This window comes from Streptomyces sp. NPDC050738 (genome assembly GCF_040654175.1).
Lineage (GTDB): Bacteria > Actinomycetota > Actinomycetes > Streptomycetales > Streptomycetaceae > Streptomyces.
The window spans coordinates 71113-92044 of record NZ_JBFAHN010000023.1 but is presented as its reverse complement, the minus strand read 5'-3'; the positions used below and the strand labels follow the sequence as shown (position 1 = coordinate 92044).

Sequence of the window (20932 nt, the reverse complement as noted above, 5' to 3'; positions counted from 1 at the left end):
AGGGCCTTGATGGAACCGCTCGGGCCGCCCCGCAGTCCTCATGGTCATGCGAAGCCGACCATCCGAGGCAGGAGATCGTATGAGCGGCTATGCTGCGGCAGACGGCGCGCACAAGTGTGCGCGACGCGCCGTAAGGGGCGGTAGCTCAGCCGGTTAGAGCAGCGGACTCATAATCCGTCGGCCGTGGGTTCGAGTCCCACCCGCCCCACCACCCGCTGACTTTGCAGAAACGTTCTGACCAGTCGAGACGTAACGATGAAGGGCCCGCCACCATTCGGTGGCGGGCCCTTCATCGTGGCGGTGACGTGTCAGGCGCTGGGCTGCGCCTTGCACTTGTCGAGCACCTTCTCGGCGCGCGCCAGCAGCTTCTGTGTCTTGGCGCGGTCTTCCAGGAGCTGGGGGTTCTGCTTGACCTCCTGCAGGGCCGCGTAGGCCTTGCGCTCCTCGGCGTTGGCCTTGTCCAGGTTGGCCCTGGCCTCGTCGCGGGCCTTGACCGCGGCCTCGTAGTCGGCCGCGGAGAAGTCGCCCGACTCGTCCTCTTCGAGGTACTTGACCCAGTCGCGGGCCTCGTACCAGGCGGTGTGCCAGTACTCGGCCTCGTTGTCGGCGTCCTGGTACGCGTGCTCCAGCTCTTCGGTCTTCTTCGTGACCGGGTCGATCTGCGAGCTGAGCTCGTCGAGGCGGTCCTGGTGACGGTTGACCGTCGCCTGGTAGCGCCAGCACGGGTCCTTCGGCGCGGTGTCGGCGGCGGCCTGGGCGACGCCCGGGAAGGCGACCGCCAGCAGGGACACCGCGGTCACGGCGATCCGGGCGAGGGGGCGAGTAGTCACGTGTCGCTTCCTTCGGTGTGCGAGGTGCGGCCCGGACGAGCCGCGCGAACCCGTCCACTTGCACATGAAATGACCGGCATACGGGTGCCGCCGCTCCGGGGGACGCCGCCCCGTCACACGGACAGCGGTGAGGGGTCCCCGATCCAGGTGCGCAGCCCGGTGCGGGTGCCGGCGGTGAACGTGCCCGTCTTTGGGTGGATGCGTGCAGAAGCGGGTCCCGGTACGCGCCGCGATGCGATTCTGGAGTACAGCAGGTCGTGGAACACATGCAGCGCGTGGGGGAACTCCATGGTGGATGCAATCGTTTTGGCGAACCAGGTCGTGCCGTATGTGACGGCCGCCGTGCAGAGTTACGGAACGGCCGTGCTGACCCGCGCGAGTGGGGCCGGGGCGGACGCGACCGTCTCGCTCGGTACGCGGATCCTGCAGCGGATCTGGCGCCGGGAGGAGAGCCGGGCGGCCGTAGAGGGGGCCGTGGACGACGCGGTCGCCAACCCCGAGGACGAGGACTTCCAGGCCGCGCTGCGCGCCCAGATCAAGAGGGTGCTGCGTGCCGACGCCGAACTGGCGGCCGAGCTCGAGGGGCTGCTCCCGCCGGCCGGGGTGTCGATCACGGCGTCCGGCGACGGTGCCGTTGCCGCCCAGCGCAATGAGGGCGTGATCAGTACCGGCGACAACGCCACCATCCGGCGATGACGCAGCCGCTGCCCTGGATCCCGGAACCGCTCCGCCCGACGGTGATGCTGCCGGGGGCGGGGTCGTCCGGTGTGGGCGCGGTGGCGGCGAACAACAACACCGGAGTGATCGCCACCGGTGCGGGGCCGACGATCGACGCCCGCAGCCTGCACCTCCCGGCCCAGCTCCTCAGATCGCCGACCGAGGTCGAGGCGCCTCCCGGGCTGAACAACCTTCCCGCGCCCCGCAACGGCGTGTTCGTCGGCAGGGACGACGACCTGGCCCGCCTCGACGCGGCCATGGGCAACGGAGACAGCAACGGCAACGCTTCCGGAGGGACGGTCGTCCGTGTCGTGCACGGCCTCGGCGGCGTCGGCAAGAGCACGCTCGCGCTGGAGTACGCCCACCGGTTCAGGCACCGGTACAACCCGATCTGGTGGATCGCGGCCGACACCGCCGAGGGCATCGTCGCCGAACTCGCGGAACTGGCCGCGCGCCTGAACCCGCTCGCGGCCCTCGGCGCCGCGGCCGGCGGACACAGTGCCGAGTGGGCCGTCTCCTGGCTGCAGGCCCACGACGGCTGGCTCCTGGTCTTCGACAACGCCCATGACCCCCGGGACCTCGCCCCGTGGATCGGTCCCCTCAGCACAGGGAGGCACCTCATCACCAGCCGTCGCGCGGGAGGTTGGCACAACATCGGTGACCGGATCCCGGTCCACACCCTGGCTCCAGAGGCCGCCGTCGACCTGCTCGGCCGGGTCAGCGGCCGGCCCGAGGACCGGCGGACGCTCGCCGCGCTCGCGGCCGAGCTGGGATACCTGCCACTGGCGCTGGAACAGGCCGCCGCGTACATCCAGCAGACCGCGACCGAACCGGCCCGCTATCTGGAGCAGTTCCGGCGGTTCCCCGCCCGGATGTTCGCCACCCTCGTCGTCGGCGGCGACCCGGGACGCACCGTCGCCTGCGTATGGCTGCTCACGCTGGACATGATCGGCGCCCAGGACCCGCTCGCGGCCGACCTGCTGCGCGTACTGGCCTGGTTCGCCCCCGACGACGTGCCGCGCGACCTGCTCACCGCGCTCGACGACGACCCGTTGGCCGTCGACCAGTCGCTCGCGCTGCTCGGCAGCTACAGCATGGTCACGCTCACCTCGGACACCGTCAGCACGCACCGGCTCGTGCAGGCCATCGCCCGCACCCCCGACCCCGCCGACCCGCACCGCACCGTCGCCGCGATCGCCGACGCGCGCCGGAGGGCCACCGAGTCGCTCCTCGCCGCCCTCCCCGGCAAGCCGAACAACGACGCCACGGGCTGGCCGCTCTGGCGCGCGCTGCTGCCCCATGTCGAGGCGCTGGTCTCCGCCGTGCCGCCCGCGCAGGACGACGAGGCGCTGAGCCGTCTGCTCCTCGAGGCGGGGAAATTCCAGGCGGGCCAGGGCAGGATCGCTCCGAGCTTCGAGTTCGCGCAGCGTTCGCTGGAGTCGGCGCTCCGCTTGCTGGGCCCCCATGACCCGCACACCCTGGCGGTCCTCAACCGCCTCGCCGGGGCGTACTGGGACGCGGGGGACTTCGGCCTCGCCCTTCCGCTGTACGAATCGACGCTCGCCGACCGTGAGCGGGTGCTGGGCCCCGACCACGAGGACACCCTCACGTCCCGGGACAATCTCGCGAGTGCGTACGCCGAGGCGGGGGATCTCGCCCGGGCGCTTCCGCTGCTGGAGTCGACGCTCGCCGACCGTGAGCGGGTCCTGGGCCCCGACCACGGGGACGTCCTCACCTCCCGGGACAATCTTGCCTACGCCTACCGGGAGGCCGGGGATCCGGCCCGCGCCATCGACCTGCACGAAGCCGCCCTCGCCGACTACGTACGCATCATGGGCCCTGACCACCGCGACACGCTGATCTGCCGGGTCGCCCTGGCCGGCGCGTACCTCGTTGCCGGTGACCTCGCGAAGTATGTTCCCGCGTACGAGACGGCGGTCGCGGACTGCGAACGGGTCCTGGGCGAGGAGCATCCCACCACCCTCGTCACCCGGATCGGCCTCGCCGCCGGGTATCTGGCCGCAGGTGATCTGGTGCGGGGCATCGCCCTGAGCGAAACCCTGGTCGGCGCATGCGAGCGGGCACTGGGCCACGACCACCCGTATATGCGCAATGCCCGGATCCAACTCGCCTACGGCTACCAGGTGTCGGGGGACAACGCCCAGGCCGTCGTCCAGTACGAGCTCGTGGTCGCCGAAGGGGAGCGCCTGGGCCGCACGGACCTTCCCGAGTTCCTCCACGCGAGGATCATCTGCGCCGCGGCGTGCGAGGCGGCCGGAGATTCGGACCGGGCCGTCGCGCTGGCGGAGCCGGTACTGGCCGACTGCGAAAGGACGTTGGGCCCGGACCACCCCTACACGCTCAGTGCCCGGTCCGCGCTCGCGATCGCGCGGCAGACCACCGCGGCGGACGGAGCCGTGTCCCTCCATGAGCTCTGTGCGGCCGAACACCAGCGGGTCCTGGGCCCGGACCACCCGTGGACCCTGTCCGCACAGGTCAACTTCGCTGCCACACTGGTGGCTTCGGGCGACTGGGCGCGGGGCGTCGCCCTGTACGAGCAGGTCGTGGCCGACAGCCAGAGGGCCCTGGGACCCGATCACCCCGACACCCTCGGGGCCCGCTTCAACCTCGCCTTCGCCTATGGGGAGGCCGGCGACCCGGCACGTGCGGAGTCCGCCTGCCAGGCCGTACTCGCCGACTGCGAAAGGGCGTTGGGGCCCGGGCACCCGCACACCTGGATCTGCCGCGACGGGTGCGCCTATCAGTTGCTCCAGGCGGGCGAGGTGCAGGCGGCCCTGGACCTGTACGCGGCTTCCCGGGCGGACCGGGAGCGGGTGCTGGGCCCGGACCATCCCGCTGCCCTCGTCGCGCGGTGGGCGGTGGCCGGTGCGGTCAGGGATGCGGGGGACCTGGATCAGGCCCTGCACCTCTTCGAGGAGCTGGCCGCCGACACCGAACGCGTACACGGGCCGGATCACCGGGAGACGTTCGTCGCGCGCGACAACGTGGCCGCGGTGTGCAAATCGGCAGGTGATTTCGCTCGTGCCGTCGCCCTGTTCGAGACCACGCTCACCGACTCCGAGCGGGTCCTCGGCACGGACGACCCGGACACCGTCGATTCCCGGGAGAACCTTGCCTACGCATACCAGAGTGCGGGGGATCCGGGACGCTCCATGCCCCTTTGGGCGAGCCTCGTCGACCGCTGGGTACGGGTGCGGGGCACCGACGACGAGCGGACACTCCAGCTCCGCGAGAACCTGGCCCTGGCCGCGCTGTCCGCGAACGCACCGGACGCGGTCTCCCTCTATGAAACCGCCCTCGTCGAGCGCGAACGCGTACACGGCCCCGATCACCCCGACGCCCTGTCCAGCCGTCTCAACCTGACGATCGCGCTCCAGCAGATCGAGGAGATGGACAGGGCGCTGTCCGTCGGCGAGGCCGTCCTTCCCGACCTCGAGCGGGTGCACGGCCCCGGCCACCCGCACACCACCCAGGCCCGCGCCAACCTCGTCGCCCTGTACATGGCGGTGGGCGAGGGGGAGCGAGCCGTTCCGCTGTGCGAGGTCCAGGTCGAGCAGAGCATCCGCACGCACGGCGCCGACCACGAGGAAACCCTGATCGCGCGGCACAGCCTGGCGGCCGCGTGCGGCGACAGCGGGGACCTGGAGCGTGCCACCGCACTGTTCGCCGAGGCCTTCGCCGACAGCGAGCGGATCCTCGGCCCCGACCACTTCCAGACGGTCTCGCTGCACCGCGGGCTCGCCCTGGCCTACGACGTGTCGGGCGACCTCCGGGCCGTCCCGGAGCTCGAAGCCGTCCTCGCCGACTGGCAGCGCCTGCTGGGCCCCGATGCCGAGGAGACCACCGAGGCACGCTCCACACTCATCGAACTGCACACGGCGGCGGGCGACGCCGCGAAGACCGTCCCGCTGTACGAGGACGCCCTGGCCGGCACCGAACGCCTCAAGGGCCCTGACCACCCGGACACCTTCCAGGCACGGGACGAACTGGCCAACGCGTGCCGGTCGGCCGGAGACCTCGCGCGGGCGGTCGCCCTGTTCGAGGCCACGCTCGACGACTCGGCGCGGGTGCTGGGCACCGACGCCGCCGACACGGTCGTCTCACGCGGCAATCTGGCGTCCGTCGTCGGGGACGCGGGCGATACGGACCGGGCGGTCGCCCTGTTCGAGGCAACCGTGACGGGAGGCGAGGAGGTCCTCGGGACCGATCACGCCTATACCGTCAAGTGGCGCAAGGAATACGCCCATGCGCTGGTGAGGGCGGGCGATCCGGACCGAGCCCTCCAGGTCCGCGAGGAACTGGTCGCCGCTTCCGTCCGGCTGCTCGGACCCGACCACCGGGAGACCTTCGTCGCCCGGGACGATCTCGCCTACTCCTGTCAGGCGGCAGGCGCGTGGGACCGTGCTGTCGCGCTGTTCGAAGAGGTTCTCGCCGACTCGGTGCGCGTCCTGGGGGCGGACGACCCCGACACCCTCGTCTCCCGTACGAATCTCGCCCGCGCATACGGAGCCGCAGGCCACCGGGCGCACGCGCTCACGCAGTACGAGGCGGCGCTCTCCGCGTACGCGCGCGTGCACGGCCCCGATCACCCCCTGACGCAGGCGGTCCGAGAGAGTCTCGCCCAGGCGCGATCCGACGAGGTGTGAACGGAGGGTCAGCCGACGTGTGGGGCGACCGCCGACACCAGATCGCGGATGCACTGCCGGGTGCGGTCGCGCGCCTCGTCCAGCTCCGCGCGTGACTCGATCCGGTGGAGCACGGTGATCTGCGCCATCGCCTCCTCGGCCAGGGCGGTGAGCGCCGGGCTGTTGCCGACCAACTGGGCCCGGAACATGGCCTCCTGGGCCGCGTACCTCTTGGTGTACGTCTCGTTCAGCAGGGCCGGGGTGTCCTCCGCGAAGCGTCCCTCATGGAGGACGAACCAGCGGAACACCAGCACACGGCGGTAGTTGAGCAGTGCTCCCGCGTACGCGCTGAACGCGTCGATGCGCTCCTGGCGCAGGCGCTCGACGCGGGTGAACGCCTCGGAGCGCTCCTGGGCCTTGCGCTGGAAGTAGTACGTGGACCCCGCGCCTATCAGGGTTCCCAGTACGGCGATCACACTCACTGCTACGGCTTCCACCTGCACAGGGGATCACATGCGGGGGCGCAGGCGCACCCGGTGGTCTGGTTTCAACTCCCGCTGCGGGGCAACCCGTCGAGTATGTCCAGACGCTACGGCGGAAACCCCGCCGCGACGGCCATCCTCATCGCCGCCGACATCGCTGCGCTGATTCTGATCCTGTGGATCGCCTTCTACCTCTTCAAGGCCAACCCGGCCAACGACCTCGTCGACTGGGTCCATCATGCGGCGAACTGGCTGGCGGGCTGGTCCCGTGACCTGTTCACCGTCGACTCGGCCAACTGGCGCACCGTGCTCAACTTCGGTCTGCCCGCGGTCGTCTACCTGCTGATCGGCCAGGCTGTCGCCGGGCGGGTCAACCATTCCTAGAGGAGCACGTTGTCCCGGACTCTGATGGCCTCGGCCCGGCGTGCCACCCGGCGTGCCACCCGGCACTCCGCCGAGAACGAGACGCTGACCGTCGCAGGGCGCGCGGGGTTCGTCGCGCGCGGAGTGGTGTACGTACTGATCGGCGCGCTCGCCGTCCGGATCGCCTTCGGTGACGGCGGCGGTTCGGCCGACCGGCAGGGTGCGCTGCATCAGATCGCCGCCCAGCCCTTCGGGAAGGTGATGCTGTGGGCGCTGGTCGTCGGTTTTGCCGGCATGGCCCTGTGGCGGGGTTCGCGGGCGCTGCTGTCCGCGGGACCTGAGCGGAAAGCGGGGTCCCGGCTGCTCGACGGCGGCCGGGCCCTCTTCTACGGCTCCGTCTGCTGGGGAACCGCCGTGTTCGCCGCCGGGGGCGGAGCGGGCTCCGGCTCCAACGCGCAGTCGCAGGACTGGACCGCGAAGGTGCTGAAGCTGTCGTACGGCAGGTTCCTGGTGGGCGCCGGCGGCTGTCTGCTGATCGGCATCGGGGTCGTACTCGCCGTACGGGCGGCCATGCGGAGCTTCCTGAAGCGGCTGGAGACCGCGCGGATGGGCCACCGTACGCGGCAGGCCGTCACGGTCCTCGGCGTCGGCGGCGGGGTCTCCCGCGGCGCGGTGTTCGCCGCCGCGGGAGTCTTCGTCCTGGTCGCGGCCGTCCGCTACGACCCGCACCGGGCCAAGGGCGTGGACGCCACACTCCGCAGCTTCGCGCACACGCCCGCGGGCCCCTGGCTCCTGGTGGCCGTCGCGGTGGGGCTCATGCTCTTCGGTGTCTTCTCCTTCGCGTCGGCGCGCTGGCGCCGGCTGTAGCCGGGCCGGCCGGCGCCCCGTCAGCGCCTGCGGCCCCGGCCGCGACCCCGCGCCGCCCATCCGGTGCCGACCCCGGCCAGGTGCAGGGCGAGGAAGGCAAGCCCCAGGAGCATCAGGCTCGTCGGGCCGAAGACCACATCCGTCGATGTCTCGGTGACATGGATGAGGAACGCGACGATGAAGAGCACGGCCGCTGCGATTCCGAGCATCTGGCTTCTCCTGCCGGGTGACGGCCGGCCGAACCAGGTGGTGTCGGCCGTGCCGTTGTCCGCCGGGTTCCCCCGAACGGGCCGAACAGGCCGAGCAGATCGAACGCTCGCGCGAGCGTGCGGCCGATTCGCACCCGGTGGTGTGGGCAGGTAGGTGGTGTGGAATCCGGGGCGGGACGCGAGGGGAGCATGCGGGTGATGGGGCAGACGGGCTGGGAATTCACCGATGACCGGGGGCAGTTGGCAGCGGCCGCACGGCGGCCGTCCAGGGTGGTGGCCTACGTCCAGGCGGGAGCCACCCTGGTCGACCACGGCGTGGTGTGCGCCGGGGTGTTCGGGTCGCTGCACGACGGGGCGGAGCTCGACCGGGCGAAGGCCGGAGCGCTGACCGGGGACACGACCGCGTACCTCGGGGCGGGCGGGACGCTGGACGTGGAGCGTCTGCTGCGCGGCGCACCCGATCTGGTGGTCGCGGTCAGCTATGGCGGCGGGCAGGTGTACGGGCTGGATCCCGGGGTCGCCAAGCAGCTGGAGGAGCACGTCCCCGTGGTGGTGCTCGACGTGGGGCAGACGCATGAACTGGCCGGGATCCGGGCGAGGTTCGACGACCTCGCACGCTCGCTCGGCGCGACGGTGGATCCGGAGGGCGTACGGCTCCTGGGCGCGGCCGAGCAGCGGCTGCACGCCGTCGGCGCCCGGCCGGGAGCGGCCGAGGTGCTCGCGCTGTCGTCCGCGGGGGCGGAGCAGGTGCACCTGGCGCGCCCCGGAGCCTGGCCCGAACTGCGCGCGCTCACCGCGTGCGGGGTGAGCCTGGTGGAGCCGCCGGCCGAGGGCGGGGTCAACTGGTCCACCGTCGGCTGGGCCGAGGCGTCCGCTCTGCGTCCGGAGATCGTGCTCGCAGACGTACGGTCCAATGCCGGTCCGCTCGATGGTCAATTCGCGCGCGGCGCAAGGGTGGTGGCGTGGAACCCGGAGGCTCCGTGCAGTGCGCGGGCCCACGCGGATTTCCTCACCGAGGTCGCCGACGCGCTGGAGGGCGCGTCGGCGGTGTAGTGGCTAGCTGTGCGCCTCGAGGTGGGCGAGCGCGCGCAGGGCGCCTCCGCAGGAGAGCGCCTCGGTCCCGTCTCCCTTGTGCCAGGGGGAGTAGAGGGTCTTGACCGTTACGGGCCACTTGACGTTGGACACGTCGTTGCAGTCGACGACCAGGCGCCAGGTGTACGAGGAGCCGCTCCAGCAGGTGGCGGTGGCGCTGCCGCCGTCGCTGCCCAGGCCGCACGGGAGGCTCGCGGCCTGGGCAGCGGGAGCGGTGAGGAGGATGCCGACGGCCGAGGCGGAACAGGCGGCGAGCGCCAGCAGGGACTTCACGCGCATGGGGGACCTTTTCTCTGCGAACCGAGTGGGGGACGGCCGGCCGGACCGCCCACCACTATGGCCCAGGATCAAGTCGAGGTCTAGACCATTGGGTGTCAACTCGCCTTCAGGCGGCGGATCTTGAGCGTGTTGTCGGTGCGGTGGGTCGCGTTCCCCTCGGGGTCGTCCTGCATGCGCTCGTGCTCCTCGCTGACCAGGACCTCCCACTCGCCTTCGGCGAGCGAGAGCGAGGCGAGAACCTCTTCGGGTCCGGGCAGGTGCACGCCCGGGTGCGGGTCCTTCTCCCAGTGGGGGAGGCCCGAGTGGCCCTCGACCAGCAGTGTGCCGCCGGGTGCCACGGCCGCTGCGGCCCTGCGCAGGATCTCCTCGCGCGGGAACTCGCCCATGGAGTGCAGGAATTGGGCCGAGACGAGGTCGAAGTCGCCCTCGGGGAACGACTCGGAGAGATCGTGCTGCCGGAAGTCGACGCGGTCCGCGACCCCGGACTCCTCGGCGTGCGCGACCGCGCGCTCCAGGGCGACGGCGGAGATGTCGGTCGCGGTGACCTGCCAGCCCCGCCGGGCCAGCCAGATCGCGTCGGCGCCCTCCCCGCAGCCCAGGTCCAGCGCGCGGCCCGGCTCCAGGTCCGCGACCTCGCGGACCATGGCCACGTTGGGGTTGCCGCTCCAGATGCGCCGGCTCTCGGCGTACCGGGCGTCCCAGAACTCCTTGCCCCCGGCGGCCCTGCGGTGTGCCTCCACGGCCAGCCGGGTCTCCTCCTCGGTCAGGTCGGCGTTGATCGCGGCTCCCGCCCGCACTCCGGCGTTCGCGGCGCCGACCACCTGGTCGAGCAGGCTGGTGACGTTCCCTGCAACCCAGATGCCGGGGATCTCGGTCGCGCCCATCGGGTCGGCCGCGATGTAGCTGCCGATGACATGGCCGTCCCGCTCCAGCGGGGTGGGGCGCAGTCCGAGGCCGGACAGGAGGCCGCCCTCGGCGGTGAAGCGCGGGGCGACGACCAGGGCCTGGACGGGAACGGTCCGGCCGTCGGCCGTCGTCACGCCCGCGAGGCGGCCGTCCGCCGTCTCGACCGCGGTCGCTTTGCCCGTCACGACCGTGATCTTCCGGGCGGCCAGCTGCTCGTACTCCTCGTCGGTGGGTTCGGGCGCGGTGTGCAGGAAGAGGGTGATGTCGCTGCTCCACTGGCGCCACATGAGGGCCTGGTGGACGGCGAGCGGGCCGGTGGCGAGGATGCCGATGGCCTGGTCGCGTACCTCCCAGCCGTGGCAGTACGGGCAGTGCAGCACGCCGCTGCCCCAGTGCTCGGCGAGTCCGGGTACGTCGGGCAGCTCGTCGGTCAGCCCTGTGGTCACCAGGAGGCGCGACGCCGCGTACGACCGCCCGTCGTCCAGAGCGACGCGGAAACCGCCGCCGGGTTCGCGCTCGGCCGAGGTGACCGTGCCGGCGGTGAACTCCCCACCGTAGAGCGCCACTTCCCTGCGGCCCTCGGCGACCAGCTCGGCCGGCGCCATGCCCTCGCGGGTGAGGTAGGCGTGGACGTGACCGGCCGGGGCGTTGCGCGGGTGGCCCGCGTCGACCACCAGGACCGAGCGGCGGGCCCGGCCCAGGGCGAGGGCGCCGCTCAGGCCCGCGGCGCCCCCGCCGACGACCACGACGTCGTACCGCGTCTGCTGCTGCACTGCTTCTGAAGTCATACGGAAAGGGTCGGCCCGCGCCCACCGTTTGACAAAGTTTCTTGCCGGGGCAGCAAATGGAGGCATGGCAGACGACGACCTCGCGCACGTACTGACCGCGGTGGGCCTACGGCTGCGCCTGCTGCGCCGGGATCGCGCGATCACGCTGGCCCAGCTGAGCGAGACCACCGGGATCTCGCTCTCGACGCTGTCGCGGCTGGAGTCCGGGCAGCGCAAGCCGACCCTGGAACTGCTGCTCCCGCTGGCCAAGGCGTACGGCGTACCGCTGGACGAGCTGGTGGACGCGCCGCCCACCGGCGATCCGCGCGTCCATCCCCGGCCCTTCACCCGGTACGGCAGGACCTTCGTGCCGCTCACCCGCCACCTCGGCGGGCTGCAGGCGTACAAGATCGTCCTGCCCGGACGCCGGGACGACGGCGGGGAGTTGGAGCAGCGGACACACGAGGGATACGAGTGGCTGTACGTCCTGGAGGGGCGGATGCGGCTCGTGCTGGGGGAGCACGATGTGGTGCTCGGGCCCGGTGAGGCCGCCGAGTTCGACACCCGTACCCCGCACATCTTCGTCAGTGCGGGCCCCGAGCCGGCCGAGATCCTTTCGATCTTCGGCCGTCAGGGGGAGCGCATGCACGTACGGGCCAGGCCTGCGGGCAAGAAGTAGCCCGGCGCCGCAGCGGGATCAGGCCAGCCGGAAGGTGTCGGCCAGCATGTTCATCTGGCTCGTGAGCTGCGTCTTCGCGCTGTGCCCCATTCCCGTGTACTGACCGGAGACCTCCAGGCTGACGGTGCCGTGCAGAGCGGACCAGGCGAGCACCGTGCCGGCCAGCGCGGTGCCCGCGCGGGCGTCGTCGGGGGCCAGGTCCGCGTACTCCCGCAGCCAGCCGGCGACCGCCTCGTCCTGGGCGGCCCAGGTGCTCATCTCCCCGGCCAACGGACTTACGGAATCGGTGAGTTCACCGGCGGAGAAGATTTTCACGAAGGGGCCGAGGACGGCGCGGGCGCGCCCCACCGTGTCCGGCGGTGCCGCGTATCCGGGCACCGGGCTGCCCTGGATCAGCAGATAGCGGTGGGGTGCGGCCGAGGCCCAGTCGAGATAGGCGCCGGCCAGCAGGTGCAGGGCTTCGCGCGGGCTGTCGGGGAGGCGGTCCGCGGTGTGCCCGATGGCCGTCGCGGCGTCGTCGTACGCGTCTCTGACGAGGCTGGTGAGCAGATCGTCGCGATTGCTGAAGTAGCGGTAGAGGGCGGGCCCGGAGAGGCCCACTTCCTTGGCGATACGGGTGAGCGCCACCGCTTCGGGCCCGCCTTCGGCGAGCTGGCGCAGGGCGATCTCCTTGATGTCCGCACGGGTCTGCTCCCGATAGCGGGCCCGCGGGCTCGACGGTGCGGCTGTCATGGAGTCCTCCTGTGCGAATGGGGTCGACGCAGACGATACAGGACCTCCTTATTGCGATCACTACTCGCAAGAGTTACGGTGTCTAACAGAAGCGAATCAATGTAACCTTCATCTTCTGGGGAGATCGCCATGTCCGTCACCGAAACCGACCTCCATGTCGTCCTGGGCTCCGGCCCCGCAGGAACCGCCCTCGCCGCGGAACTGGCCCGCCGGGGTCACCCGGTCCGCCTCGTCGACCGCTCGGGCGCGGGAGATGCCATCGAAGGCGTACGGCGCAGGAAGGCGGACGTGGGCACAGTCGAAGGGGCTCTCGACGCCATCGAAGGTGCCGAGGTCGTCTACCACTGCGTGAACGTCGCCTACCACCTGCAGATCGACGTGATGCCCGGCATCCAGCAGGCCATCCTGGGCGCGGTGGAGATCACCGGTGCCCGGCTGGTGGTCCTCGACACGCTCTACCCGTACGGCGAGACGCACGGCGAGGTCATGACCGAAGAGACGCCGTGGCGGGCCACCACCCGCAAGGGCAGGATGCGCGCGGAGCTCGACACGATCTATCTGGCCGCACATCGCGAGGGCAGGGCCAGGGTCGTCCTCGGGCGGTCGGCCGACTTCACCGGGCCCGGGGTGCTCAACTCGACGCTGGGCGGGGCGGTTTTCCCCGGCGCGCTGACCGGCACCGATGTCGCGGCCCTCGGCGACATCGACCTGCCGCACAGCTACACGAACATCCTCGACGTGGCGGCAGGGCTCGCCACGCTGGGCGAACACCCGGAGGGCGACGGCCGCGTGTGGCACCTGCCGACCGCCCCGGCCGTCACCACCCGCGAGGTCTTCCGGATGATCGAGGAGCGGGTCGGGCAGCCGCTCCGAACCGTCGTGCTCGACGCGCCGCGCGCCTTCGGCCCGTTCGACCAGACCTTCATGGACTCCTACGGCGAGCTCTTCTACCAGCACACCGAGCCGCAGGTCATGGACTCCTCCGCCTTCGAGGAGACCTTCGGCGTCCGGCCCGTGCCGCTGGCCGACACCCTGGACATGGCGATCGACTGGTACCGGACGCTGCTCGCCGCGCCGCGCGGCTGACCGCTCCGCTCAGCCGGCGAACGCCGGCTGGGGCAGGCCCTGACCGGCGTCCGGGAGCACCAGCAGGGAGCCCGACAGCGGGTGCGGGGCGTCCTGCCCCACGCGGGCGGTCGTGATGTAGAGGTCGCGCAGGTCCCGGCCGCCGAACGCGCAGGCCGTCGGGCGGCGTACAGGAAGCGCGACCGTACGGTCCAGAAGCCCGTCCGGGGTGTACCGGCGGATCTGCGCCCCGTCCCACAGCGCGACCCAGACGCAGCCCTCCGCGTCCACCGTCAGCCCGTCCGGGAAGCCGGCGCCCTCCTCGATGGAGGCGAACTCCCGTCGCCCTGAGGGGTGTTGGCCGTCGTAGTCGAAGACGTCCACCCGGCGGGTCGGGCTGTCGACGTAGTACAGGCGCGAGCCGTCCGGGCTCCAGCCCGTGCCGTTGGAGACGGCGGCGGTGAGCAGCTGCGAGGCCTCCCCGTCCCCCGTCACCCGGGCCAGCGTCCCTCCGCCGGCCGCCTCGTCGTAGCGCATCGTCCCGGCCCAGAGCGAACCGTCGGGCGCGACCGCCGCGTCATTGCCGCGGCGGCCCGGGACGGGGTCGCGGCGGAGCCAGCTGAAAGCGCCGTCCGGGTCGTAGAGGCCGATGCCGTCACGGAGGTTGACCACCAGTCCGCCGCCGGTCCGCGGTTTGGCCGCGCCCACGTGCTGGGGGGTCGTCATGACGGTGCGGCGGCCGCTGCCGGGGGCGTAGGTGTGGACGCGTGAGGAGAGGATGTCCACCCAGATCAGCCGGCCGGCCGCCGCGTCCCAGGTCGGGCCCTCGCCGAGCTCGGCGAACTCCCTTACCGCCACCTCGAATCGGCTCACGGCTGCCCCCGGTGGCCGAGGCGGGTGGAGAGCTCCGTGGCGCCCTTGAGTGCCAGGTCCGCGAGCTCCGCCTCGCGCTCCTCGTTCCACCGGATCATCGGTACGGAGATCGAGAGCGCGGCCACCACCCGGCCCGCCCGGTTGCGTACCGGAGCCGCCACACAGCTCACGTCCGGGTTCGACTCGCGGTGCTCGGCGGCGATACCCCGCTCGCGGATCCCGGCGAGGGCGGTGCGCAACGCGTCGGGATCCGTAATGCTGTTGGGTGTCATCGGGGCGAAGTCGCGCCCCGCGAGCCGGGCCTCGAGCTCGGTCTGGGGGAGCGAGGCGAGCAGCATCTTGCCGACCGAGGTGCAGTGCGCGGGCAGCCTGCGGCCCGCGGCCGAGACCATCCGGACCGCGTGCGTGGAGTCCACCTTCGCGATGTAGATGACATCGGTGTCCTCGAGGATGGCGACATGGACGGTCTCGTCACAGGTCTCGGCGACCTCGCGGGCGATCTGCTGTCCCTCGGCGGCGAGGTCGAGCTTTTCCGCGTACCGGCTGCCGAGCTGGTACGTCCGCACGCCGAGCCGGTAGCGTCCGGCCTGCTCGGGGATGGGGTTGAGATAGCCGCGGGCGGCCAGTGTGGTGAGCAGTTCGTGCACGGTCGTGCGCGGCAGCTCCAGTTTGCGGGTCACATCGGGCGCGGACAGGGCCCCGTCTCCTTCGAGGAAGAGCTCGAGTATGTCCAGCGCCCTGGTCACCGCGGGGACCAGTCGTCCCATGATCGTCCACCCACCCCATCTGTTCGAAACTCCGGCCAATGACCGGAATGACGAACACAGGCTATCCGTAGCGCAGTTCGCGGGGCAATGCTTCTGCGTACGGCAAAGGGCCGCGCTCCGTACGCGCGAACGCGACGGAGCGCGGCCCCGGGGCCGGAGTGCGGGTCAGGCGACCGCGAGCTCGACCTTGATGTTGCCGCGGGTGGCGTTCGAGTACGGGCACACCTGGTGCGCCTTCTCGATCAGCTCCTGGGCGGTGGCCGCGTCCACGTTCGGGATGGAGGCGGTGATCGCGACCTCCAGGCCGAAGCCACCCGCCTCGGTCTTGCCGATGGAGACGGCGGCCGTCACCGTCGAGCCCGAGATGTCGGCCTTCGCCGCACGCGCGACGACACCGAGCGCACCCTGGAAGCAGGCGCTGTAACCCGCGGCGAAGAGCTGCTCCGGGTTGGTGCCTGCGCCGCTGCCGCCCATCTCCTTCGGCGGGTTGACGACGACGTCGAGCTGCCCGTCGCTGGAGGAGACCCGGCCGTCACGGCCGTTCTCGGCGGTGGCGACAGCGGTGTACGCGACGTCGATCTTCTGGACAGTCATGGTGGAACCGTTCCTTTTCTGCTGGTACGCCGCGACTCGCGCCCACGATCACGGCGGCTGGGAGCGAGCTTACTTGCCCAGCGAGACGAGCATCTTGCCGGTGTTCTCGCCGCGCAGCAGACCGAGGAACGCCTCGACGCCGTTCTCGATGCCCTCGAGAGCCGTCTCGCCGTACTTGAGCTCGCCCGAGGCGATCCAGCCCGCGACCTCTTCGACGAACTGCGGCTGGAGCGCCGCGTGGTCGTTGACGAGCATGCCCTGCAGGCGCAGCCGCTTGCCGATGATCAGCGCCATGTTGCGCGGACCCGGCGTCGGCTCGGTGGCGTTGTACTGGGCGATCATTCCGCAGATGGTGGCGCGGCCGTTCACGTTGAAGGAGGTGATTGCCGCCTCCAGGTGGTCGCCGCCGACGTTGTCGAAGTAGACGTCGATGCCGTCGGGGGCCGCCTCGCGCAGCTGCTGGGACACGGGGCCGTTCTTGTAGTTGAAGGCGGCGTCGAAGCCGAGCTCCTCGACGAGGTACTTGACCTTCTCGTCCGAACCGGCCGAGCCGATGACCCGGGCCGCGCCCTTGAGCCTGGCCATCTGGCCGACCTGGTTGCCGACCGCACCCGCGGCGCCGGAGACGAAGACGGTGTCGCCCTCCTTGAAGGAGGCGACGTCGAAGAGGCCCGCGTAGGCGGTCAGGCCGGTCATGCCGAGCACCCCGAGGTACGCGGAGAGCGGGGCGAGCGAGGCGTCGACCTTGGTGGCGTGCTTGGCCGGCAGGTCGGCGATCTCGCGCCAGCCCAGACCGTGCACGACGTGGTCGCCGACCGCGAAGCCCTCGGCGTTCGAGGCGATGACCTCGCCGACCGCGCCGCCGTCCATGGGCTGGTCGAGCTGGTACGGCGGGACGTAGGACTTCACGTCGTTCATACGGCCGCGCATGTACGGGTCGACGGAGAAGTGGAGGTTGCGGACCAGGATCCGGCCCTCGCCGGGCGCGGCCACCGGCGTCTCGACCAGCGCGAAGTCCTCGGGAACGGGCCAGCCGCTGGGTCGGCGGACGAGGTGCCATTCGCGGCTGACCGTGGGGAGTGCGGACATGGTGAAGCGACCTCCTAGAAAAGCTTTAGATGCTCAAACAACCATGCTCCCAGATATTTGAGATTGTCAAGTATGTGTGGGGGCGAGCCGCCGGGCGGGCGGGCTCACGTGCAGAACCACAGCCAGTGGGTGCAGGTCTCCGTCGGCGAGGGTGTCGGGGACGGCTGCGACGCGGGCGCGGACGAGCTCGGCTGCGCGGTCGAGGGTGCGGTCGGCGTACCGCTGCCGTTCCCGTCCGGGGTCGGCGAGGCCGACGCGTGGGGCGTGGCGTGCGCGGACTTCGACGGGGCGGGTCCGCCGGGGGCGGAGTGCCGGGACGGGGCAGGCGCGGTGGACTCCCCGTCGGCGTTGCGCGTGTTCGGGGCGCCCGAGGGCTGCGCCGGGTCGGCGGGCTCCGAGGCGGTCGCGGTGGTGGGCTCCTCCGTGGGCAGCGCGTCCACGCGCAGGGCATCCGCGGCCTTGTCCTGGGGCTCCTCCGTGGCGAGCTGGGCCAGGCTCAGCGCGCCCGCCGCCAGCACTACGCCCAGCACGGCGACCAGTACGGTCCGGCGGCCGCGGCGGCGCTTGCGCGCCCTGCCCCTGGCACGCGAACGGGCTCCGGCGCGGGTCGAGCGGCGCCGGTCGTGGGACAAGTGCTCGGCGTCCGAGGGCTCGGCGGTGATGTCGTACGCCGTGGACTCGACGGGCGCCGGTGCTCCGAGCCGGTCCGCGGGGGTGCCGCACCCCGCACAGGCGAGCGCGCCGTTGAGGTGCCTACGGCACGAGTAGCAGTAGTCCATGGCGCCCGAACGCTATCCGCACAGCCACGAACATCGGGAGCACATCCTGTGTGGATCTTGTGTGGAATCCCTGCTTCCGGGGCGTGTCGATGGGCCGGGGGAGGATGGGTGCATGTCGCCCGACCGGTCCACCGCCCTGCCCTTCTCGCCGCTCGACTTCCAGCTCGTCCTCCTGCGCCGGATGGCCGACCACCGGCCGGATCTGGTCGAGAGCGCCCGCCATGCGCTCGGCGCCTCGATCGCCGACATGCGCGAGGCCAACCGCCGCTGGCAGGCGATGGTCCGCTCGCCGCGCTCGCGCGGGGCGGTCCAGCGCTACCGGTCGGTGCTCGGAGCGCCCGAGACGGTCCAGCGGCGGACCATCGGCGACCTGGAGTGCGAGGCGCTCCTGTGGCTGGTACCGCTCTGGCCCGATCTGCGCTTCGAGGTGCTCACCGCGCCCGGGGGAGCCGTGTGGAACGAGTGGCTGGTGCGTGCGCCGGGGGCGCCGGGGCCCGTGCTGCGTACGGCCGACGACCTGCTCCCCTGGTCGTGCACGGTGGACGAGGTGGCCCGCGCCTTCGCTCCGGTACGGCCGATGGAGGGGACCGCCCCGACGCGGTGGCGGCTCGCCTTTACCCCACCCGGCGGGCGGCCGCACATCGCGGAGTTCACCTGGGGACTGCTGCAGGAGGTGCAACTCCCCGACACGTACACGTAAAAGCTTGCTTTCTGGTGATCCGTCAGAAACACACCCTTCCGGCTCATCCCAGCGCGCGCACGGCCCCGGGCCCCCACACGATGCGAAGAGGACCGGCTGCCGCCGGAGATCCGCTCCATCACCTCAGCGCTCTCGGGAGAACCTGCCGTGACCGTCAGTCTTGAGCAGTTGCGCCGTTGCCATGTAGCCGTCGACCTCGGGGCCGCCAGAACCCGTGTCTATGTGAAGGGCAGCGGGCTCGTCGTCGACGAGCCGAGCGTCGCCGCCGTCAACGTCCGTACCGGCTCGCTCATCGCGGTCGGTTCCTTCGCCGAGCAGATGACCGGGCGAACCCCCGACCACATCCGCGTGGTGCGGCCCGTCTCGGGCGGCACGGTCATCGACATCGAGATGGCCCAGCGGATGCTGCGCCAGCTCCTGGGCACCACACTCCGCCGCCGGCTCCGCCGCAAGCTGCGGCTGCGCGCCGCCGCCTGCATCCCGCACGACGCCGACCCGCTCGCCCAGCGTGCGGCCGTCGAGACCCTGGTGGGCATGGGGGCCAGCCGGGTCGAACTCGTCGACACCCTCATCGCCGCGGCCGTCGGCTGTGGCCTGCCCGTGGAGCAGCCCACCGCCACCATGATCATGGTGTGCGGGGCCGCTTCCACCCAGGTCGCCGTGCTCTCGCTCGGCTCGATCGTCACCGCCCAGCGCATCCCGGTCGGCGGCGACGCTGTCGACCGCGCGGTCATCGAGCACCTGCGCCACCGGCACGAGCTGATGCTGCCGAGCCAGTCGGTGCGCCCGCTGCAGCTCGCGCTCAGCGGCAACGGCCTCATGCTCAAGGGCCCGGACTCCACCGAGATCCACGGGCGCGACGTGGCGACCGGTCTGGCCCGCTCGGTGCAGGTCGAGACGGCTGCCGTACGCAGTGCCATCCACACGCCGCTCACCGCGGTGCTCGACGGCATCGGCCGGGTGCTGCGCGACTGCCCGCCCGATCTCGTCGCCGACCTGGTGGACCGCGGGATCATGATGGTCGGCGGAAGTGCGCTGCTGCCCGGACTCGACCAGATGCTGCGCGACGCGACCGGAATGCCGGTGCACATCGCGGAGCGGCCCGACATCTGCGCGGTGCTCGGGCTCGGGGCGATGCTCGACGGCAAGATCGAGCCGATGGTCCTCAACCCGCTCGCCGGATGACCGGAGAGGTGGAGGGCACCGCCCGGCTGCCGATGCTCCTGGAAGCTGTGCTGAGCGTCGGCACCGATCTCGAACTGCACTCCACGCTCCAGCACTTGGTGGACTCCGCCACCGAGCTCACCGGGTCGTGTTACGGCGTGCTCGGGGTCCAGGACCCCGAGTCCGCCCGGCTCACCGAGCTCTTCACCTCGGGCCGGGCCGGTGAGCCGCCGGTCACCGCCCCGGTCGACGGCGACCCCGAGGTGGTCCAGGTCCCGATCCGTGTCCACACCGAGGTGTTCGGCACGCTGCGTCTCTCGGAGAAGCGGGGCGGTTGCTACACCGAGGACGACGAGGCGCTTCTGCGGGTCCTCGCCTCGCAGGCGGGCATCGCGATCGGCAATGCCCGGCTGTTCGAGACGGCCCGCCTGCGGGAGCGCTGGATCGAGGGTGCCGCGGCCGTCACCACCGCACTCCTCACCGGCAAGAGCGCCGAGGACGCCCTGATGACCGTGGCCGAACGGGCCAGGATGCTGGCCGACGCGGCGGCGGGTGTGGTGCTGCAGCCCACCGCGGAGGGCGGCATGGAGATCGTCGCCGCCTCCACGCTCGACGACCCGGGTGACCTCGTCGGCACCACGATCGCCCCCGGCTCCCCGGTCCTGGTCCAACTCCTCGGCGGGGAGCCGGTGTTCATCGACGACTCGTCGACGGACCCCCGGATGACCACGCAGGTCAGAGCGCGGTTCGGCCCGAGCATGATGCTGCCGCTGCAGAGCGGCGGCCGGCTGATCGGCACCCTCGCCCTGCCGCGGCGGCGCGGCGAGCGCCCGTACACCGCCGTGGACCGGCTGCTGGCCTCGCAGTTCGCCTCGCAGGCCGCGCTCGCCCTCGTACTGGCGGACGCGCAGCACAACCGTGAGCAGCTCGCGGTGTACGAGGACCGCGACCGCATCGCCCGCGATCTGCACGATCTGGTCGTCCAGCGGCTCTTCGCCACCGGCATGATGCTGGAATCGACACAACGGCGGGCGGGCACACCGGACATGGTCGAGCTGCTCGACCGGGCGGTGGACGAGCTGCACGCCACGATCCACGAGGTGCGGACGGCGATCGTCACGCTGCAGCAGCCGCCTCCCGATCCACCGCACGGGATCGACTCGCCCTGATTCGGGCTGTGTTGACCCCATCCTGTTCGAAATACCGTAACGCGTCCGAAATCCTGGCGTGACGGTAAACGGCGGTGCTCCTGCCGGTCAACGGGCGACACGAATATCGGCCCGACCCATTGACGCGGAAGCGCTTCGAACCTAGGTTCCGTTCGAAGTTACG

21 protein-coding genes, 1 tRNA gene and 1 pseudogene are annotated in these 20932 nt (G+C 71.5%); 11 read left to right on the top strand and 12 right to left on the bottom strand.

Going from position 1 to position 20932, the window contains the following annotated elements:
* The first annotated feature begins 134 nt into the window (after positions 1-134).
* Positions 135-211: transfer RNA gene (locus tag AB0H78_RS36340), tRNA-Ile, on the top strand.
* 97 nt (positions 212-308) lie between these two features.
* Here AB0H78_RS36340 and AB0H78_RS36335 read toward each other — a convergent pair.
* Positions 309-830 carry a hypothetical protein gene (locus AB0H78_RS36335; RefSeq protein WP_363239100.1) on the bottom strand — a complete coding sequence of 174 codons (522 nt, stop codon included), beginning with the start codon at positions 828-830 and terminating at the stop codon, positions 309-311.
* A 113-nt stretch (positions 831-943) separates the two neighbouring features.
* Positions 944-1120 carry a hypothetical protein gene (locus AB0H78_RS36330; RefSeq protein WP_363239099.1) on the bottom strand — a complete coding sequence of 59 codons (177 nt, stop codon included), beginning with the start codon at positions 1118-1120 and terminating at the stop codon, positions 944-946.
* On the opposite strand from AB0H78_RS36330, the gene AB0H78_RS36325 reads away from it, so the two are divergent.
* On the top strand, positions 1119-1526 hold the full coding sequence (locus AB0H78_RS36325) for a hypothetical protein (protein WP_363239098.1): 408 nt from the start codon (positions 1119-1121) through the stop codon (positions 1524-1526). The two genes, AB0H78_RS36330 and AB0H78_RS36325, sit on opposite strands and share 2 nt — an antisense overlap.
* Complete coding sequence (locus AB0H78_RS36320; RefSeq protein WP_363239097.1) at positions 1523-6214, top strand: tetratricopeptide repeat protein; 4692 nt, start codon at positions 1523-1525, stop codon at positions 6212-6214. Before AB0H78_RS36325 ends, AB0H78_RS36320 begins: the two co-directional genes overlap by 4 nt.
* Before the next feature lie 8 nt (positions 6215-6222).
* Here the strand turns inward: AB0H78_RS36320 and AB0H78_RS36315 are convergent, their stop codons facing one another.
* Entirely contained in the window at positions 6223-6690 is a 468-nt protein-coding gene (locus tag AB0H78_RS36315) for a hypothetical protein (RefSeq protein WP_363239096.1), read from the bottom strand.
* A gap of 81 nt (positions 6691-6771) precedes the next feature.
* On the opposite strand from AB0H78_RS36315, the gene AB0H78_RS36310 reads away from it, so the two are divergent.
* Both AB0H78_RS36310 and AB0H78_RS36305 read left to right on the top strand, forming a co-directional pair.
* Positions 6772-7059, top strand: a complete 288-nt coding sequence (locus AB0H78_RS36310; protein ID WP_363239095.1) for a hypothetical protein — start codon at positions 6772-6774, stop codon at positions 7057-7059.
* A 24-nt stretch (positions 7060-7083) separates the two neighbouring features.
* Complete coding sequence (locus tag AB0H78_RS36305; RefSeq protein ID WP_363239109.1) at positions 7084-7905, top strand: DUF1206 domain-containing protein; 822 nt, start codon at positions 7084-7086, stop codon at positions 7903-7905.
* A gap of 20 nt (positions 7906-7925) precedes the next feature.
* Here the strand turns inward: AB0H78_RS36305 and AB0H78_RS36300 are convergent, their stop codons facing one another.
* Positions 7926-8114: a hypothetical protein gene (locus AB0H78_RS36300; protein WP_363239094.1), complete on the bottom strand. Its 189-nt coding sequence runs from the start codon at positions 8112-8114 to the stop codon at positions 7926-7928.
* Positions 8115-8309: 195 nt separating this feature from the next.
* On the opposite strand from AB0H78_RS36300, the gene AB0H78_RS36295 reads away from it, so the two are divergent.
* The gene (locus AB0H78_RS36295) at positions 8310-9167 is read left to right on the top strand and encodes an ABC transporter substrate-binding protein (RefSeq protein WP_363239093.1); all 858 of its coding nucleotides are present in this window, start codon (positions 8310-8312) and stop codon (positions 9165-9167) included.
* A 3-nt stretch (positions 9168-9170) separates the two neighbouring features.
* Here the strand turns inward: AB0H78_RS36295 and AB0H78_RS36290 are convergent, their stop codons facing one another.
* Complete coding sequence (locus AB0H78_RS36290; protein ID WP_363239092.1) at positions 9171-9485, bottom strand: hypothetical protein; 315 nt, start codon at positions 9483-9485, stop codon at positions 9171-9173.
* A 95-nt stretch (positions 9486-9580) separates the two neighbouring features.
* Complete coding sequence (locus AB0H78_RS36285) at positions 9581-11179, bottom strand: FAD-dependent oxidoreductase (protein WP_363239091.1); 1599 nt, start codon at positions 11177-11179, stop codon at positions 9581-9583.
* 64 nt (positions 11180-11243) lie between these two features.
* Between AB0H78_RS36285 and AB0H78_RS36280 the strand changes: the two genes are divergently transcribed.
* A complete protein-coding gene (locus tag AB0H78_RS36280; protein WP_363239090.1) occupies positions 11244-11837 on the top strand; it encodes an XRE family transcriptional regulator in 594 nt (197 codons plus the stop codon).
* Between the two features lie 18 nt (positions 11838-11855).
* Here AB0H78_RS36280 and AB0H78_RS36275 read toward each other — a convergent pair whose 3' ends face one another.
* Positions 11856-12569, bottom strand: a complete 714-nt coding sequence (locus AB0H78_RS36275; protein ID WP_363239089.1) for a TetR/AcrR family transcriptional regulator — start codon at positions 12567-12569, stop codon at positions 11856-11858.
* 129 nt (positions 12570-12698) lie between these two features.
* On the opposite strand from AB0H78_RS36275, the gene AB0H78_RS36270 reads away from it, so the two are divergent.
* Positions 12699-13655, top strand: a complete 957-nt coding sequence (locus AB0H78_RS36270; RefSeq protein WP_363239088.1) for an NAD-dependent epimerase/dehydratase family protein — start codon at positions 12699-12701, stop codon at positions 13653-13655.
* 9 nt (positions 13656-13664) lie between these two features.
* Here AB0H78_RS36270 and AB0H78_RS36265 read toward each other — a convergent pair whose 3' ends face one another.
* The 5 genes from AB0H78_RS36265 to AB0H78_RS36245 form a co-directional block, all read right to left on the bottom strand.
* Positions 13665-14507, bottom strand: coding sequence for an SMP-30/gluconolactonase/LRE family protein (locus AB0H78_RS36265; protein ID WP_363239087.1), 843 nt, complete (start codon positions 14505-14507; stop codon positions 13665-13667).
* Positions 14504-15274, bottom strand: coding sequence for an IclR family transcriptional regulator (locus AB0H78_RS36260; protein WP_363239086.1), 771 nt, complete (start codon positions 15272-15274; stop codon positions 14504-14506). Before AB0H78_RS36260 ends, AB0H78_RS36265 begins: the two co-directional genes overlap by 4 nt.
* Before the next feature lie 165 nt (positions 15275-15439).
* Positions 15440-15868, bottom strand: a complete 429-nt coding sequence (locus AB0H78_RS36255; protein ID WP_363239085.1) for an organic hydroperoxide resistance protein — start codon at positions 15866-15868, stop codon at positions 15440-15442.
* A gap of 69 nt (positions 15869-15937) precedes the next feature.
* On the bottom strand, positions 15938-16957 hold the full coding sequence (locus AB0H78_RS36250) for an NADP-dependent oxidoreductase (RefSeq protein WP_363239084.1): 1020 nt from the start codon (positions 16955-16957) through the stop codon (positions 15938-15940).
* A gap of 104 nt (positions 16958-17061) precedes the next feature.
* The gene (locus tag AB0H78_RS36245) at positions 17062-17736 is read right to left on the bottom strand and encodes a hypothetical protein (RefSeq protein WP_363239083.1); all 675 of its coding nucleotides are present in this window, start codon (positions 17734-17736) and stop codon (positions 17062-17064) included.
* Between the two features lie 112 nt (positions 17737-17848).
* Between AB0H78_RS36245 and AB0H78_RS36240 the strand changes: the two genes are divergently transcribed.
* The 3 genes and pseudogenes from AB0H78_RS36240 to AB0H78_RS36230 form a co-directional block, all read left to right on the top strand.
* The gene (locus AB0H78_RS36240; protein ID WP_363239082.1) at positions 17849-18436 is read left to right on the top strand and encodes a hypothetical protein; all 588 of its coding nucleotides are present in this window, start codon (positions 17849-17851) and stop codon (positions 18434-18436) included.
* A 147-nt stretch (positions 18437-18583) separates the two neighbouring features.
* Positions 18584-19621 (top strand): rod shape-determining protein, encoded by a 1038-nt coding sequence (locus AB0H78_RS36235; RefSeq protein ID WP_363239081.1) that lies wholly within the window; start codon positions 18584-18586, stop codon positions 19619-19621.
* Positions 19618-20748 (top strand): annotated as a pseudogene (locus AB0H78_RS36230) (GAF domain-containing protein); the annotation flags it as partial. The gene AB0H78_RS36235 and the pseudogene AB0H78_RS36230, both read left to right, overlap by 4 nt.
* Positions 20749-20932: the final 184 nt, after the last annotated feature.